20 protein-coding genes are annotated in these 15,914 nt (G+C 67.0%); 8 read left to right on the top strand and 12 right to left on the bottom strand.

Going from position 1 to position 15,914, the window contains the following annotated elements; genetic code table 11:
* Together VFE28_01340 and VFE28_01345 are read left to right on the top strand one after the other, a co-directional pair.
* A partial coding sequence (locus VFE28_01340; protein ID HZM14617.1) for a VOC family protein occupies positions 1–405 on the top strand: 405 nt, incomplete at its 5' end.
* Between the two features lie 174 nt (positions 406–579).
* The gene (locus VFE28_01345; protein ID HZM14618.1) at positions 580–1,158 is read left to right on the top strand and encodes a dihydrofolate reductase family protein; all 579 of its coding nucleotides are present in this window, start codon (positions 580–582) and stop codon (positions 1,156–1,158) included.
* Between the two features lie 107 nt (positions 1,159–1,265).
* Here VFE28_01345 and VFE28_01350 read toward each other — a convergent pair whose 3' ends face one another.
* From VFE28_01350 to VFE28_01385, 8 genes are all read right to left on the bottom strand, one after another.
* Positions 1,266–1,703, bottom strand: coding sequence for a VOC family protein (locus VFE28_01350; protein ID HZM14619.1), 438 nt, complete (start codon positions 1,701–1,703; stop codon positions 1,266–1,268).
* Between the two features lie 81 nt (positions 1,704–1,784).
* Positions 1,785–2,147 (bottom strand): VOC family protein, encoded by a 363-nt coding sequence (locus VFE28_01355; GenBank protein HZM14620.1) that lies wholly within the window; start codon positions 2,145–2,147, stop codon positions 1,785–1,787.
* 493 nt (positions 2,148–2,640) lie between these two features.
* Positions 2,641–3,348 carry an SDR family oxidoreductase gene (locus VFE28_01360; GenBank protein HZM14621.1) on the bottom strand — a complete coding sequence of 236 codons (708 nt, stop codon included), beginning with the start codon at positions 3,346–3,348 and terminating at the stop codon, positions 2,641–2,643.
* A gap of 148 nt (positions 3,349–3,496) precedes the next feature.
* Positions 3,497–3,940, bottom strand: coding sequence for a cupin domain-containing protein (locus VFE28_01365; protein ID HZM14622.1), 444 nt, complete (start codon positions 3,938–3,940; stop codon positions 3,497–3,499).
* A 67-nt stretch (positions 3,941–4,007) separates the two neighbouring features.
* Complete coding sequence (locus VFE28_01370; GenBank protein ID HZM14623.1) at positions 4,008–4,469, bottom strand: hypothetical protein; 462 nt, start codon at positions 4,467–4,469, stop codon at positions 4,008–4,010.
* Between the two features lie 58 nt (positions 4,470–4,527).
* Positions 4,528–4,926, bottom strand: a complete 399-nt coding sequence (locus tag VFE28_01375) for a hypothetical protein (protein HZM14624.1) — start codon at positions 4,924–4,926, stop codon at positions 4,528–4,530.
* 41 nt (positions 4,927–4,967) lie between these two features.
* The gene (locus VFE28_01380) at positions 4,968–5,531 is read right to left on the bottom strand and encodes a hypothetical protein (protein ID HZM14625.1); all 564 of its coding nucleotides are present in this window, start codon (positions 5,529–5,531) and stop codon (positions 4,968–4,970) included.
* Between the two features lie 59 nt (positions 5,532–5,590).
* On the bottom strand, positions 5,591–6,358 hold the full coding sequence (locus tag VFE28_01385; GenBank protein ID HZM14626.1) for an enoyl-ACP reductase: 768 nt from the start codon (positions 6,356–6,358) through the stop codon (positions 5,591–5,593).
* Between the two features lie 191 nt (positions 6,359–6,549).
* Between VFE28_01385 and VFE28_01390 the strand changes: the two genes are divergently transcribed.
* Complete coding sequence (locus tag VFE28_01390; protein ID HZM14627.1) at positions 6,550–7,710, top strand: tetratricopeptide repeat protein; 1,161 nt, start codon at positions 6,550–6,552, stop codon at positions 7,708–7,710.
* 28 nt (positions 7,711–7,738) lie between these two features.
* Here the strand turns inward: VFE28_01390 and VFE28_01395 are convergent, their stop codons facing one another.
* Positions 7,739–8,395: a hypothetical protein gene (locus VFE28_01395; GenBank protein HZM14628.1), complete on the bottom strand. Its 657-nt coding sequence runs from the start codon at positions 8,393–8,395 to the stop codon at positions 7,739–7,741.
* Between the two features lie 222 nt (positions 8,396–8,617).
* Between VFE28_01395 and aceB the strand changes: the two genes are divergently transcribed.
* Positions 8,618–10,228, top strand: a complete 1,611-nt coding sequence (gene aceB / locus VFE28_01400; protein HZM14629.1) for a malate synthase A — start codon at positions 8,618–8,620, stop codon at positions 10,226–10,228.
* Positions 10,229–10,233: 5 nt separating this feature from the next.
* Entirely contained in the window at positions 10,234–11,493 is a 1,260-nt protein-coding gene (gene aceA, locus VFE28_01405) for an isocitrate lyase (GenBank protein ID HZM14630.1), read from the top strand.
* Between the two features lie 34 nt (positions 11,494–11,527).
* Here aceA and VFE28_01410 read toward each other — a convergent pair whose 3' ends face one another.
* Positions 11,528–12,406 carry a hypothetical protein gene (locus VFE28_01410; GenBank protein HZM14631.1) on the bottom strand — a complete coding sequence of 293 codons (879 nt, stop codon included), beginning with the start codon at positions 12,404–12,406 and terminating at the stop codon, positions 11,528–11,530.
* Positions 12,407–12,474: 68 nt separating this feature from the next.
* Positions 12,475–12,804 carry an ATP-dependent Clp protease adaptor ClpS gene (locus VFE28_01415; GenBank protein ID HZM14632.1) on the bottom strand — a complete coding sequence of 110 codons (330 nt, stop codon included), beginning with the start codon at positions 12,802–12,804 and terminating at the stop codon, positions 12,475–12,477.
* A 306-nt stretch (positions 12,805–13,110) separates the two neighbouring features.
* Here VFE28_01415 and VFE28_01420 point away from each other — a divergent pair, with 306 nt between their 5' ends.
* The 3 genes from VFE28_01420 to VFE28_01430 are packed head-to-tail and all read left to right on the top strand — an operon-like array spanning position 13,111 to position 15,664.
* Positions 13,111–13,917: an exodeoxyribonuclease III gene (locus VFE28_01420; protein ID HZM14633.1), complete on the top strand. Its 807-nt coding sequence runs from the start codon at positions 13,111–13,113 to the stop codon at positions 13,915–13,917.
* Positions 13,914–14,258 carry a hypothetical protein gene (locus VFE28_01425; GenBank protein HZM14634.1) on the top strand — a complete coding sequence of 115 codons (345 nt, stop codon included), beginning with the start codon at positions 13,914–13,916 and terminating at the stop codon, positions 14,256–14,258. Before VFE28_01420 ends, VFE28_01425 begins: the two co-directional genes overlap by 4 nt.
* Entirely contained in the window at positions 14,255–15,664 is a 1,410-nt protein-coding gene (locus tag VFE28_01430; GenBank protein ID HZM14635.1) for an amidase, read from the top strand. Before VFE28_01425 ends, VFE28_01430 begins: the two co-directional genes overlap by 4 nt.
* 16 nt (positions 15,665–15,680) lie before the next feature.
* On the opposite strand, the gene VFE28_01435 is transcribed toward VFE28_01430, so the two are convergent.
* Positions 15,681–15,914 (bottom strand): hypothetical protein (locus tag VFE28_01435; protein HZM14636.1); only part of this gene is annotated, 234 nt, incomplete at its 5' end.

Genomic DNA, 15,914 nt, shown 5'->3' on the forward strand with positions numbered 1-15,914 from the left:
GAACTCGGCCTTACCCTCGAAGGCCGCATGCCCATCGAAGGCGAATGGGCCGGCCGCGTCACCGGAGTGCGCGGCCAGCGCGTCGAGATCGCCATGATGCGCACCCCCGACGGCCACAGCCGCCTCGAGCTCTCGCGCTTCGACGCCCCCGCCATCGCGTCCGATCACCGCACAGCCCCCGTGAACTCGTTGGGATACCTGCGCGTCATGTTCACCGTCGAGGACATCGAAGACACCCTCGCCCGGCTCAGCAAGCTCGGTGCGACGGTGGTCGATGAAGTCGTCAATTACGAAGACATCTACCGGCTCTGCTACATCCGGGGTCCCGAAGGAATTCTCATCGGGCTCGCCCAACAGCTCCGGCAGCAGACCTCCCGAGAGAATCCCATGGAACGTAAGCCTTGAGAACTCAGGCGCTGGCGTCTAACAACCGGTTGCAGCGGACGGTCCGCTGCGCGGCCCGCCGCTGAACCGGAGCGTTAGGCGCGGCATGAACGAGGAGCACGCGTTCCGAAGTCTGCACAGGTACTTCACAGGCTTCCTCGAGCGCGCGGCGGCACCCACGAAAGGAGAACCGAATTGGGAAAGATCATCGTCACCGAAAACGTCACGCTCGACGGCGTCATCCAGGACCCGGCCGGTGACGAGGGGTTCAGGCACGGCGGTTGGGTCGGTCGTATCGGCGACCGGGGTCGTGAAGAAGCAGCCAAGGTCGCGCTCGACGAGGCGCTGGGTACCGAAGCCATGCTGCTGGGTCGACGCACCTACGAGTTCTTGGCCGCGCGGTGGCCATCCCGGACTGGCGCCCTGGCGGATAGGCTGAACAGCAAGCCGAAGTACGTCGTGTCATCGACGCTCCAAGCTCCCGCCTGGAACAACACGACGGTGCTCAAGGGCGACGCGGTGAGTGAGGCTTCGAGACTGAAGCAGCACGTAACCGGCGACATCGTCGTCGCCGGCAGCTTCCAGCTCCTGCACACGCTGCTCGAGCACGATCTCGTCGACGAGCTGCGGATGATGATCTACCCAGTCGTACTCGGGATCGGCAAGCGCCTTTTCGCCGAGACCAGCGACAAGAAACCCATGCGCCTCATCGGAAACAAGACCGTCGCGGGCGACCTCGCCCTCCTTACCTACGAGCCTGTCCGCGAGACCTAATGGGAAGAGATTCTGATTGTTCAAGGGTGCGCGTGGTCATTTGCGGCCTAACAACCGGTTGCAGCGGACGGTCCGCTGCGCGGCCCGCCGCTGAACCGGGGCGTCCGTTAGGCTCCATGGTGCCCATGGCATACAATCTCGTACTTGATGCCGTCCGGATCCTTGAAGAAGAGAGCGTAGTAGCCGGGCGGGGTATATTCTGGATACTCTCGGGGCGGACTCACGATCGTGGCCTCCATTGCCTTCAGTGCAACATGCAACCTGTCGACCTCGACGCGAGACGCCGCTTTGAACGCGAGATGATGGAGTGCTCCCGGCTTTCTGCGATGGACCGTCTCACCGATGAAAGCCTGCCTCGGTGAGCTGATGGCAAATGCCAACCGTGGATGGGTGTACTCCACGACGTGAAGCTCGTGCTCTTCGATGACCGCGCTGACCCTGTTTTGAATGCTGAACCCCAAGAGAGGCAGGAGCTTGTCGTAGAATGGCACCGCAATGCGCATGTCTTTGACGCTGATCTGTATGTGGTCAATGATCGGCTCCATGGAGTTTCGCCGCCTTTCCGGCCAGAGCCTTAGGGGCCGCTTCACGGACAAAGCGTTCTCAGACTGCTTCGCAGCCAAGCGTCACGGCATGGGCTCCATCAGCTCGATGCGATTCCCGAAGGGATCAGCGACGTAAAAGCGAGAAAAACCGGGGAGAGGCTCTTCCACTACATCAACACCCGCTTCGCGAAGACACTCGACCAGCACCGAGAGGTCGCGCCCGAGCAGGGCCGGATGCGCCTTCCGGGCAGGACGAGAGTCTGCTTCGACCCCGAGATGAATATTGACCGACCCGCTCTCGAACCAGGCGCCACCCCGTTGCGCGAGGGCGAGCGGCTTCGGAACCTCGGGAAGACCTAGGAGTCTAGAGTAGAACTCGCGGGCTTCTGCCTCTCGGCCAGCCGGCATCGCCAGCTGCACATGGTCGATCCCTTGGATCCCCATCTCTCTCGCCCCCAGCGGAGTATTCATCGGCCAGCGAAACTCCTGAATGCCTCGTACGCCAGGATGCCGAATGCGCTCGCCACAAGCAGAGCTCCTGTAAGGTTCAGCGTTCGTATGACGTGCAAAGCGTGGAGCTTCGCGTAGCGCTCCGGATGCAGGGCGACGTCGAGCCAGCGTGTCTGCCGGCCGTATGGCGCGAGGTCTGCCCGCCAGTGCAGCCGTGTCCACAGCAGGCCCCCCACGAGTGCCATCGTGCCCAGGAAAAGCAGGATCAGGAATGCAGCTTCCCTCCCATTCACGCTCCTAGTCACGCTCGCTCGACCTCACTTCGTCTGCCGAACGACGGCAGAGGCATTCTTCTGCTGACCTTCCTCGCTACCGAGAGAGCGGCGGATCATTGCACCGAGCATACGCGATCGACGTCTCAGACAACATCGGCGGTCTCCTATCTGACGCTTCCAGGATTCTCATTGGGAGTCACCTCTGCGGGCTGCTAGGCCGTTGTGGAGTCCGGCCGGAGCCGGCTCAACATCTCCGCGACTCCTTGTCGACGGGGCCCATCTCCCCAGACCACCTCGAAGGTCGCGTGCGACGCCCCACCATGGTAAAGCGCCTCCACGAGGACTTCCGCTACGTCGGCTCGGGCGATCCGATAACGCGGCCCGAGCGGCAGGTCGCCTTGGCTGATCTGTACGGAGCGCCCCCCTCCGGGCGCATTCACCAGGAATCCAGCGCGCACGACGGAGTAGTTCATGCCGCTCACGCGAATCGCGTCTTCGGCGCGCCGGCGCCACTTGAGCACGTTGCGCTTGACCAGGTTCAGAAGCGTCGCCGAGAACGACGGCGCGACCCCACCGATCGAAGTCATGTAGACGAAGCGCTCCACAGAACCAGCAGTGCGAGCGGCCGACAAGGTGTGCGTGACCCCTTCGAAATCGGTGTGCTTGATCCGATCCTCTCCAGCCCAATGCCCACTGCGAACCCCCGCCGTGTACAGGATGGCCCGGACGCCCTGCACGGCCGGCACGAGAGTCTCCGCTTTCGTGACGTCGCCTTGGACGATCTCGATGCTCGGGCCGGTGTGCGCTTTCACTCCCCTCGGATCTCTTGCCAGCACGCGGACGCCGTAGCCCTGCTGCTGGAGCAAACGCGCGGCAAGCAGCCCAGTTCCGCGGGTGCCACCGACGACAAGAACGAGCATCGCGTCACCGCTGGCTGAGAATGGCATCTCTGCGCCGGAGTGTCGTTGGATCGGGTCCCCGACTTCGGTCGTGCTCGGGCTCACGCGGCCCTCGCGACGACGAAAGCCGGCATGGGCAGCCCACGGGCCCGGAACCAGGCGCACCGCATCACATGTGGACCTTGACCCCGTTCTGACCCAGCACTTGGATCGCTTTTGCGACATCCAGCGATCCGGGTGGAATCTCGCGATCCAGTGCAGTGAACATCGGCACCGCATTGCTTCGTTTCCCGGTGATTTCCAGCACCTCACCGCCACCCGAACCATACTGAAATGCATGAACGGTACCGGCCGGAACATGGACGAGCGTACCTGCAGCGCACCGGGTGGTTTCATCCGCACAGGTGAATACCACCTGGCCCTGGGTCACGTAGAACGTCTCGTCCCAATCGTGGCTGTGTGGCGGTGGTCCCGTTCCTTCGTCACCCGACTGCACCGTGATCTGCTGATCTTCAATATCTGCTCCTGAGGCGAGAACAGCGACCTGAGTGCCGAGGACGGTAAGAGCTGGCTTGCGATCGGCTGGTCTGAGGACAAGCGGCTTTGAACTCATGACCTGGTTCTCCTCTCGAGTGCCCGTGAAGGCTTGATCGGCTCCTCTGCCCAAAACCACCGGGCCTTCAGCCGTGGGCCGAACCCGCAGGACGAGGCCCGTCGGCTGGGACGCCTTGTCTCGTTCTGCTCCAGCGATCTCCCGACCTGCGCAGGTAGTGAGTGAAGACATAGCCCCAGGGCATCGCGATCGCCACCAGGACCACTCCCATGAGGCAGTCGCGGAGCGTCTCTCCCGTGTTTGCGTCCAGTCGGTCGCTGCGCCACAAGGGAAGCCCGAAGGCGAGAACCCAGATGAACTTCCATAGGAGCTCGAAGAGAAGCAGCGGCAGCATCTGGAGAGGATAGCGAACTCCCAGGAGCGCAAGGAGGCCAATCGCCCCGAGCACGCTGCGCACGACGCTTGCCATGTGGGAGAGATCGTCCGGCGGTGCAAGGATCCCTGGCCAGATGGTGATGCCCAGGCCGGCAGCGAGCAGCAGGTACATGGCCCTGAGCAGATAGAGCCGGAAGACGGACACTTCGCTCATGGCGTGCAGCTTCCTCGACCCTCGGTGGCGACTCACTCAGGTTGAGCCGAGGCACATTCTACATCCAGAAAGGCTGCTCCCGTGTGACCGTGATGCGCAACAAGTTCTGCTCGCCCAGAGTGATGATCACATACGTAGGTGCAGCGAGGACCAGTTCCGAGGTGGAGTGTTGCTCCGCCACGCGCACTTCGAGGCGGTGCCTGCCAGGCTTCTCGATCGCGTTGATCGTGACCGCCGGACCTGAAAACGGCACCGCGCCTACGGTCCCGGTGTAGAGCTGCTTCCCATCGACCGCAACGTCGACGGGCTCGTGCCGAAAATCATCGAGCAGGTAGATCTCGAGCGGCACGTCTGCGGCGAAGGGGCTGTGCTCGACATCTGGGGCGAGGGGGCTCTGCTCGCGGCAACCGAGGAGGCCCCACAGCACGATCGCGGTCGCGACTCGATGTCGTCCCATGAGTCCTCCTCAGCGGATCGAGCAAGGGAGAGAGGGACGCGCTACGAGATGCGGCGGCGCTGCAGCACCGCTTCGGCGAGATACGACTCGCCAAGACCCATGAGGTGCGGCTCGGGCTGCGCCGGTGCCTGCGTTTCGCACCAGGTCTTGAGATCCCGGATGGTCCTCTCCCAGCCGCGGCGGTGCAAGTCGAGGACGCGATCCCAGCGTGGACCGGATGGATAGGCGCTACCGGTCACCCGGAGCAGCGCTGGCGCCTCGCGCGGGTTGCTCTTGGAGCGCACCTCGATCTCGAAGCGGGTGGGGCCGAAGACCTCGCCCCGCGGCGTCAGCCAGTGCAGCGCGCCGAAGTGCACGAAGTGCCCTGCCTGGGAGCGGTCCAGGATGCCGGCCAGCGTGCCGCCGAGAGGGCCCAAGAGATCGTCCTCGCCGCCGAACCCCGACTCCCACTGCACCACCCACAGGCCTCCGGGCCGAGGCTCGACCACGGCGTTGCGCGCCCCCCACCAGGTTTTGATGGCCGCCGCGTCCAGGAAGGCGAAGAGAACTTGCATGCCCGTGGCTTGGACGAGGATCTCGTGCTCGAAGCTTCCTGCTGGCGGCATCGCCGCACCTCCGCTCTGCACGCCCGGGCGGCCCACCCGGCGCCGCCTGGTGGCGTGCCTCACATGCCGATGATGTTGTAGCCCGCGTCCACGTACAGGATCTCGCCGGTGATTCCAGCGGCGAGATCGGAAAGCAGGAAGAGCGCCGCGCTCCCCACTTCCATGGCGTCGATGTTGCGGCGCAAGGGCGCCTTCTCCCCCACGACGCTGAGCACGCTGTTGAAGTCCCGCACGCCCTTGGCCGAGAGCGTCTTCACCGGGCCGGCGGAAATGGCGTTCACCCGCACCCCCTGCGCTCCCAGATCGGCGGCCAGATAGCGGACGCTCGCTTCCAGCGCCGCCTTGGCGACCCCCATCACGTTGTAATTCCGCACCACTTTCTCGGAACCATAGTAGGTGAGGGTGAGGAGCGCCCCGCCTTGGGTCATGAAGGGCGCGGCGCCGCGCGCCAGTGCCGTGAAGGAATAGACGCTCACGTCCATGGCTTGGGCGAAAGCAGCCCGGGTCACTCCGTAATACGGCCCAGTGAGCGCCTCCCGCCCAGCGAAGGCGATGGCGTGCACCAGGATGTCGAGGCCGCCGAATTCCTTCCCCACCACGCCGAAGAGCCGGTCGATGTCCTCGTCCTTGCCGACATCGCAGGGAAGAACCAGCGCCGCCCGCAGCGGCTCGGCCAAGCCCCGGACACGCTCCTCCAGCGCCTCGCCTTGATAGGTGAGAGCCAGGGTGGCTCCTTCGTCCGCGAGCTTCCGGGCGATGGCGTGGGCGAGGCTGCGCTCGTTGGCGATGCCGAGAACGAGGGCGCGCTTGCCGCTCAACAAACCCATGGAGCCTCCAAAGCGCTCAGGCGGCGCAAGGGGCTAGACTAGCCAGCCCTTCGGACCCCGACAACCCCCTTTCGAGGCAGGGTGGGGCGCGCCCCCTGTTGGCAGGGCAACCCTCCCGGTCCCGAGTCAGGCTGCGCCACCACGAGACCTTTTGCGCCGCATGGCATGTCAACTGCTGTGTGGAGACTGGCATGAGAACGGAAGACCTGACATCCACTGCACCGTCCCGTCAGACAGGACTCGGACGGCAACGACGGGAAGCCGCGGGACTGCATGGCCCCGCGCGCCGGCGGGCCGCCGTCCTCTGCGCCCTCTTGGGTCTGGCATTGGCACTCGCTGGGTGGCCCGAGTTCTTCTGGGGACTCTTGAAGAACGGCCATCCGGGTGTCGTCGTCCAGGTCCCGACACTGCCCGCGGATCTCCTGCTCCGCACCGCGCAAGCGGCGTACGCACAGGGGCGTCTCGAGGAATCGGCGCGTTTGTACGGGCTGCTTCTCACCCAACACCCCGAGCATCCGCTGGCGGAAAACGCACTAGCGGTGCGGGTCCAGACGCTCATCGCTCTGGGGCACGTCGAGGAAGCACAGAACTCTTTGCTGGAGCTGCGGGTGCGCAGCCCGCGCAGCGATGCCCTCTCGGAGGCACTGCTCGAGATGGCCTGCGAGCAGATGCGCCGCGGCGAGCTAGAGCAGGCGCTCAGTGCCTACACCGACGTCGTCGCCTTCACCACCCAGGCGGAGGTGGCGCGCCCGCGGCCGGAGAGCGGCCCGGCGACCTTCAGGCTGCGCCGGGCGCAGTACAACGAGAAGACCCGGATCATCGCCCACCGCACCGAGATGGAGCGTATTGCCCGCTTCGACCTGGCGGTGTGTCACGATCTGGCGGGGAACCATGCCGAGGCGTTGCGTGCTTACGAGCGCTTCGTCCGTCGCTTCCCCACCGACGCGCGCGCTCCCGAAGCCTGGTTCCGCATGGGCGTCGTGGCGCGCACCCTCGGCCGGCTCGAGGACGCGGTGCAGGACTTCACCCACGTCTGGGAAGCGGAGAAGGCCGTGGCAGCCTACCGCGCCGCCAGCGTCTATCAGGCCGGCCTCTGCCTCGAGGCGCTGCAGCGCGGCGACGAGGCACGGAGCACGTATGCGCGCGCCAAGAGCTTGGAGCCGCGCGGCGATGCCTGCCGTTTGGCGGCCCTGCACCGCCTGGCGCTGCTGCTGCGGGACGACGAGCCCTTGCAGGCTCTGGAGATCTATCGCGATCTGGCCGAGCACAGCGCCGACGCCGTCGAGCGCGCCCTGGCGCAGCAGAACTTCATCGATCTGCAAACCGAATCCGCCGTCGCCGCCGCGCACTGAGCACGCGCCGCACGCCGCTGCCTTCGCTTCAGGAGACCTTGGTGCCGATCAGATCGGCCAGCTCGTGGCCGAGGAAATGCTCCACCCAGCGCACCCGCTCTCCCGCCGCACTGGGGGACTGGATGGGCTGCACTTCCTGGGTGGAAACAGCGAGGAAGAGGTATTTCGGATCGCGGAAGAGGGGCTCGATCCGCACCTCCACCGCCTTCGTCGGGCCGTGGCGCGGCAAGACGAGCTTGAGACCGATGCCGGCGCAGTCGGCACCCAAGGCAGCTACCTCTTGCCGCCGCAGGCGGAGGAAGCGGTCCTCGATGAAGTCGGTGGCCGAGCCATTTTCCAGGGGCCACACGGCTTCCATCACCACTTCCTGGGTGACGAAGATCCCGGGGGTGAAGAGGTTCCAGAAGTCTTCCACCATGCGCTCGTAGTCCCGGACGACGCCGTAGCTCGACTGGTTCTCCGGGATGCGCTCCTGGAAGGCCAGGCGGTCCGCCGCCAAACGGAGCTGCGTCGCCGGATCGTTGAACAACCGGGCCCCGTCGGGCAGGAAGGCGAACTGGGTGTACGGCTTGTAGGCGCAGACGGTGGAATAGAGCTGCGTCAGCTTCCCCCGCTCGAGCCGCACCGTGGGTGGGAAGAGCAACACGCTCTTCAGGGTGATGGGCTGGATCAAGTCGCGGTTCATGGCCCGCCATGGTAGGGACGGGGCCTGAGGGCCGCAAGGCCTTGGCCCCATTTACACCCACCTTCCAGCTCGGTTAAAATTGGGTTGTCCAATCTTCGATCGTTGCTCCGATCGAAGCTGTTCCGCCTAGAAACACGACGTCGTGGCTCGAGACGCCCCTGGCAGGGGACGCCTTGGAGCCGCGCCGGTGTGCACCACCGCATCCAACGATGGAGAAGCCCCATGCTGCCGCCTGCGCCATCCGGGGGAAGCATCGAACTCCAGCACCAGCCCACGCCCGCCCAGAGCGAGATTCTGACCCCGGCGGCGCTCGACTTCGTCGCCCGTCTCCACCGGCGCTTCGAACCGCGCCGGCAGGAGCTGCTGCAGGCGCGCCATCTCACCCAACTGCGCCTCGATGACGGCTGGCGGCCGGCCTTCCTCCCCGACACGGCGCGCCTCCGCGCCAGTGGCTGGCGGGTGCCGCCGGCACCGCTGGACCTCGTCGATCGGCGCGTCGAGATCACCGGTCCGGCGGACCGCAAGATGATCATCAACGCGCTCAACTCCGGCGCCGACGTCTTCATGGCGGACTTCGAGGATTCTCTGAGCCCCACCTGGTCCAACGTCGTGGACGGGCAAATCCACCTGCGCGACGCTGTGCGGGGCACGATCGAGCACGTGGACCCGCAAACGGGCAAGCGCTACGCCCTCGGCGACAAGACCGCGACCCTGGTGGTGCGGCCCCGGGGTTGGCACCTGCCGGAGCGACACCTGCTCGTGGACGGCACTCCCGTGGCGGGGGCTCTGTTCGACTTCGGCCTCTTCTTCTTCCACAACGCCGCGGCACTGGCGGAGCGCGGCACCGGGGCCTACTTCTATCTGCCCAAGCTCGAGAACCATCTCGAGGCCCGGTTGTGGAACGACGTCTTCGCTGCCGCCCAGTTCGACCTCGGCCTTCCTCGCGGCACGATCCGCGCCACGGTCCTGATCGAAACCATCCTAGCGGCATTCGAGATGGACGAGATCCTCTGGGAATTGGGGCCCCACGCGACCGGGCTCAACTGCGGCCGCTGGGATTACATCTTCAGCTTCATCAAGAAGTTCCGCAACGACCCCGAGTCCGTGCTGCCCGATCGTGACCAGATCGGCATGACCCGGCACTTCCTGCGTTCGTACAGTCAGCTGCTCATCGAGACCTGCCATCGCCGCGGGGCCCATGCGATGGGCGGGATGGCGGCACAGATCCCCATCAAGGACGATGCCGCGCGCAACGAGGCCGCTCTCGCCAAGGTGCGGGCCGACAAGGAACGCGAAGCCCAGGACGGCCACGACGGCACCTGGGTGGCGCATCCGGGACTCGTCGGGCTGGCGCACGGCGTCTTCGCTTCTCTCGTGCCGGGGCCGCACCAGCTCGAGCGGCGGCTCAACGATCTCCACCTCACTGCGGAGGACCTGCTGCAGGTACCGACCGGGACGATCACCGAAGCGGGCCTGCGCCACAACATCGACGTGGGCATCCTCTACCTCGAAGCCTGGCTGCGCGGTTCCGGCTGCGTGCCGCTCTACGACTTGATGGAAGACGCCGCCACGGCGGAGATCTGCCGCGCCCAGCTCTGGCAGTGGCTCCGCCACGGCGCCCTTCTTGCCGACGGCAGGCGTATCGATACGAGCCTCGTCAGCCGCACCTTGCACGCCTCGCTGGAGCACCTGCGGCGCCGGCGCGGGGACGGCGGCCGTCTCGACGCCGCTGCCGATCTGTTCGAAGACATGATCCTGCAAGAACACTTCGCCGAGTTCCTCACCCTGCCCGCTTACGAACAGCTGACCGCGACCACCGTCGCGAAGGAGTGACGTCGATGTCGGATCTGTGGAGCAAACAACGCTGGCATGGCATCGCGCGCAACTACGCCCCCGGCGACGTGGAACGCCTGCGTGGCTCGCTGCGCATCGAGTACACCCTCGCCGACCGGGGTGCCCGCAAGCTCTGGCAGTTGCTGCACAATCACTCGTTCGTTCCCGCCCTCGGCGCGCTCTCCGGGAACCAGGCGATGCAGATGGTGCGGGCCGGCCTGGAGGCCATCTACGTCAGCGGCTGGCAAGTGGCTGCGGACGCCAACAACGCCGGGCAAATGTACCCCGACCAGAGCCTCTATCCGGCCGACAGCGTTCCCGAGCTGGTGCGCCGCATCAACGCCGTCCTGCAGCGGGCCGATCAGATCCAGCACATGGAGGGCAGCGGCGACATCGATTGGTTCGTCCCCATCGTCGCCGATGCGGAGGCCGGTTTCGGCGGCCCGCTCAACGCCTTCGAGCTCATGAAGGCGATGATCGCCGCCGGCGCCGCGGCGGTGCACTTCGAGGACCAGCTGGCGGCGGAGAAGAAGTGCGGCCACCTGGGCGGCAAGGTGCTGGTGCCGGCGTCGGCCTTCCTACGCACCCTCACGGCGGCCCGTCTCGCGGCCGACGTGCTCGACGTGCCCACGCTGCTCGTCGCCCGCACCGACGCGCACAGCGCCATGCTCCTCACCAGCGACGTGGATCCCCTGGATTCCCGCTTCCTCACCGGGCAGCGCACGCCCGAGGGCTTCTTCCGCATCCGCGGCGGCCTCGAGTGCGCCATCGATCGGGCCCTGGCCTACGCTCCCTACGCCGACGTCTTGTGGTGCGAGACCTCGACCCCGGACCTGGGAGAAGCGCGGGAGTTCGCCGCCGCGGTGCACGCCGCCTTCCCGGGGAAGCTCTTGGCCTACAACTGCTCGCCCTCCTTCAACTGGTCGACGAAGCTCGATGCTTCCCAGATCGGCCGCTTCCAGGAAGAGCTGGGCGGTCTCGGCTACCGCTTCCAGTTCATCACTTTGGCCGGCTTCCACAATCTCAACTTCCACATGTTCGACCTGGCCCGGCAGTACAAGCGGCTGGGCATGACGGCCTACGCGGCGCTGCAGCAGGCGGAGTTCGCTGCCGAACACCAGGGCTACACCGCCGTGCGCCACCAGCGCGAGGTGGGAACGAGCTACTTCGATGCGGTGACGAACGTGATCGCCAGCGGCCGTTCGTCGACCACGGCGATGCATGGCTCCACCGAAGAAGGCCAGTTCAAGACCGGCACGGACTGAGAGTCGGGAGTCGACGGACGACGAAGCAGGCCGTTCACGAGCGGCCGCGCTCGTCCTGGGGCCGGTGGCTCTCGTCACTCGCCGGCCGCGCCCGGCGCGCCCAGGCATCCTGCACCCAGAAGGCGCCGATGAAGAACGGCAGCCCGGCGAACATGACCACACCCACCGGGAAGCGGCGCCAGGCTTCGCGCACCCTGGCCCCCACGGCTTCGCGCAGCGTCAGCTCTTCGCTGCCACCGGTGAAGCCTTTCTCGCTCTCCAAGTAGACGAGGCGTCGGCGACCACCGCGCTCCATGCCGCGCAAGGTGACGCCGCCGCCCTGCAGCACCAACTCCAGCCGCGCGCTCTGTCCGGCACGCAGCCGGAGCCCTTGCAGCAGCGCCATCTCTACCTGACCGAGATTGCCACCGAAGCGCCGCCCCAGCGCCAGCACCTCGAGCGCCTCGAGAACGCGACCGGGGACGCGGAAGGCGAAGCGATGGCGCATGCCGCCATCCCCGCCCGGGACGATGGCCATGGTGAAACCCTGACGTTCGAACTCACGCTCCAGCGTGCGCGCGGCGCGTTGCAGGTCCTCGTCGCTGCGGCTCGCCGGGAAGAGCGCCAGGCGGCAAGGAGCGACGCGGCCGTCGTCGCAGGCCTGGAGGAGCGCGGCGACCTCGCCGACGCGGGCCACGCCGGAGCCGAGGTCCCGGGCGCCGAGCTCGCCGGCCACACCACCGAGCGCTGCAGCAGGGCGTACGAGGGCCTGCATCGAAGCGATCTCGGTGGCGAACGTCGAAGCGAGAGTGCGCAACGACAGCGGCAAGCTCCACCAGTAGAGGGCGGGCGTCTGGTTCGAGCGCCGCACCCAGAGGGTCTTGGTGATGGCCGCTGGAGGCGGAGCGAGCGTCGCCGCTGTAGGTTTCTCCACGAACTCTCCTTCCGATGTACCCGGGGGCGGGGTGCCTCCCCCGGGCCACGGAGTGGCGATTTGGGCGCTCAGGCGCAGGGTTCGATGCGAGCGCGCATGGAACCGTGCGAGGTGGCGACGAGGGGATCCGGCCCGAAGCCGGCGATCTGCTCGCACTTGAGCTCGGCCCGCTCGCGATGCGTCGTCGCCACCACGACGCGGCCCGTCGTGTCCACCTCGCGGGCCATGGCGAAGGCTTCGCGCACCGAGTAGGAGAAAAGCGTGCAGAGCATGCGGACGACGTACTCGTAGGTGTGCTCGTCGTCGTCCAAGAGCACGACGTGCACGAGAGGCTCGTGCGCTGGCAGCGCCCGCGGGGACGACGAGGTTTCCGGCCGCGTCAGCGTTTCCTTGCTCATCCCATCGTGCTCCCGGCCGCTCGTCGAACACTCCTCGACGGGTCTTCCGCTCGGTCCATGGCACGCCGGACCTCGAAGCCACGGCAAGGAATTCTGTACCGGCGCCGCCCCTCCCGGCAAGTGCTGTTGACAGCCCCCAGCACCCCGCCTATAAACGAAGCCGTTCCCCATCGCGCCACGCGCCAACGCCCGCCCCCTGGGTCGAGGAGTTGTCATGGTGGAGTGGTTTCGGGTCGATTTCTGGCGACAGCTGCTCGAGCGGGCGACCGCCTCGGCCCGACCGCTGGACGTGCGGGTCCATCCGTCATGAGCGCGACGCCGCTCCGGTTGGCGAGCTGGAACGTCAACTCCATCCGCGTGCGGCTCGACGCGGTGCTCGCTTGGCTCGAGCAGAGCGAAACCGACATCCTCTGCCTGCAGGAGACGAAGGTGGCCGACGAGGCCTTCCCGAGCGATGCCTTCCACAGCCTCGGCTACGAGGTGGCGAGCTTCGGACAGAAGGGTTACAACGGCGTCGCCATCGTCGCCCGGGCCCCGCTCCGCGACCCGACGCGCGGCTTCGGGGACGAGACGCTGGACGCCGAGGGCGCCCGCTTGCTCGGCGTCACCGTGCGGGGCTTGCACGTCTACTCCGCGTACATCCCCAATGGCAAGGTCGTCGGCAGCCCGGCCTACGCGCTGAAGCTGCAGTGGCTGGCGCGCCTGCGCGCCCTCCTCGACCACCGCCACGACCCCGCCGCGCGCTACGCGGTGTGCGGCGACTTCAACGTCGCCGCCGAAGAGCGCGATGTCCACGATCCGCTCTTCTGGCGCGCCCAGGTGCTCTTCCATCCCGCGGCCCGGGAAGCCTTGCGCCAACTCTGCGAGCCGAACCTGGTGGATACCTTCCGCCTGCACCACCAAGAAGCGGGGCAGTATTCCTGGTGGGACTACCGTCAGGGCGCCTTGGCGAAGAACGAAGGTCTGCGCATCGACTACGTCTTCGCTTCCCGCCCCCTCGCCGCCCGCTGCACCGACGCCGGGATCGACCGGGAGCCGCGGCGCGCCGCCAACCCTTCGGATCACACACCGGTTCACGCCACCTTCGCTCTCGACGAGGAGGAAAGCTCATGAAGACACCGACACCGAGCCGCCGGCGTTTCCTGCAAGCCCTGGCCGCCGTGACTGCGGCGCCTTGGGCGCGAGCGGCTCTGCCCGGTCTCGGTCTCGCCGCCGCGGCCGCCGCCGCCCGGGCGCAGGCTCCCAGCGAGGAAACTCCCGTCGAGGTCGGCCCCTGGCTCGAGATCCTGAAGCAGCGCTACGGACAGCGGTTGTCGCCGGAGCAGCTGCAAGCCATCCAGGAGAACCTGGGGTGGACGGCGCGCACGGGCAAGACCCTCCGCGCCGCGGCGCTCACCAATGCCGACGAACCCGACGTGGTCTTCCGCGCCTTGCCCCCGGAGGCGGCGCGATGAGCAGCGAACCGCTCTACTTCAAGAGCGCGGCGGAGCTCGGGCGCATGCTCCGCAGCCGCAAGCTCACCTCGTTGGCGCTGACCCAGGGCTACATCGATCGGCTGCGCTCGCAGGGCCGGGAATTGAACGCCGTGGTCACCCTCATGGAGGACACGGCGCTCGAAGAAGCGCAGCGCGCCGACGCCGACCTGCGCAGCGGTCGCAGCCGCGGGCCGCTGCACGGTGTGCCCTTCGGCGTCAAGGATCTGCTCGCCACCCGCGGCGTGCCCACGACTTGGGGCGCCGAACCGTACCGCAATCAAGTCTTCGACCACGACGCCACGGTGGTGCGCCGTTTGCGCGACGCCGGTGCGGTGCTGTTGGCGAAGCTCGCCATGGTGGAGCTGGCCGGTGGCATGGGTTACGACGAAGCCGACGCCGCCTTCACCGGTCCGGGCATCACGCCGTGGAACCGCGCCTACTGGAGTGGCGGCTCGTCGAGCGGCCCGGGAAGCGCCGTGGCCGCCGGTCTCGTGGGCTTCGCCATCGGCTCGGAGACCTCGGGCAGCATCCTGACGCCGTCCGCGTACTGCGGCGTGACCGGGCTCCGACCCACCTACGGTCTCGTCAGCCGCCACGGAGCCATGGCGCTCAGCTGGACGCTCGACAAGCTCGGACCCATGTGCCGGAGCGCCGAGGACTGCGGCCTCGTGCTCGCGGCGATCGCCGGCAGCGACCCGGAAGATGCCACCGCGGTGGACCGCGGCTTCCGCTGGCGGCGGCCGGCGGCCACACGCAGTCGTCGCCTGCGGGTCATGGTGCCCAAGGGCTGCATCGAGAAGGTGCAAACCGCCGTGCGCGACAATTTCGAATCAAGCCTGCGTGTGCTCGCCCCCTTCGCCGACATCGAACGCGAGGTGGAGTGGCCCGATTTCCCCTGGGGTCCCTGCGTCGGCACCATCGTGGATGCCGAGGGCGCCGCCGCTTTCTTGCCGCTCCTCGAATCGGGGGAGGTCGCGAAGCTGCGCTGTCCCGCGGATCGCATCGGTGGCTACAACGCCTTGCTGACGCCGGCGGTGGACTACGTGCAGGCGCTCCGCCTGCGGGCGCCGATGAAGCGGGCGGTGAACGCCCTCTTCCAGCGCTTCGACCTGGTGGCAGCGCCGACGCGGGCGAACGTCGCCTCACCGCTGGACAAGAAGTTCCGCAATGCCTATCCGGACGTGAACCCGGGCCCCGCGCTCATCGCCGCCGGCAATCTTTGCGGCTTGCCAGCGGTGTGTCTCCCCAACGGCTTCGGCGAGAACGGCCTGCCTACCTCCATGTCTTTCATGGGAGCGGCATTCTCGGAGGCATTGCTCCTGGAGGTAGCGTACCGGTTGCAGCAGGAGACGCAGTGGCACGAGCAGGCCCCGCCCGCGGTGTGAGCGCGGCGGATCGGCTTCAGAACTCGAAGGCCAGCTGGACGCCGGCTTGCCAGGCGCTCATGTCCAATTTGTAGCCGAAGGTGCCCTGGGGACATGCGTGGCGAAGAATCTCGTCGATCTTGAAATCCGGGATGTTGGAGGCTCTCTCCCAGCTCGCGGCGTCGTCGTCGCAGAACTCGTGTTTCACGCTTTGGTAGGTCCCGACCAGCGTCGCCCGCATGCCGCGACTGTGCCGGTACAGATCGATCCC

The sequence above is a fragment of the Candidatus Krumholzibacteriia bacterium genome, from assembly GCA_035649275.1.
Classification (GTDB): domain Bacteria; phylum Krumholzibacteriota; class Krumholzibacteriia.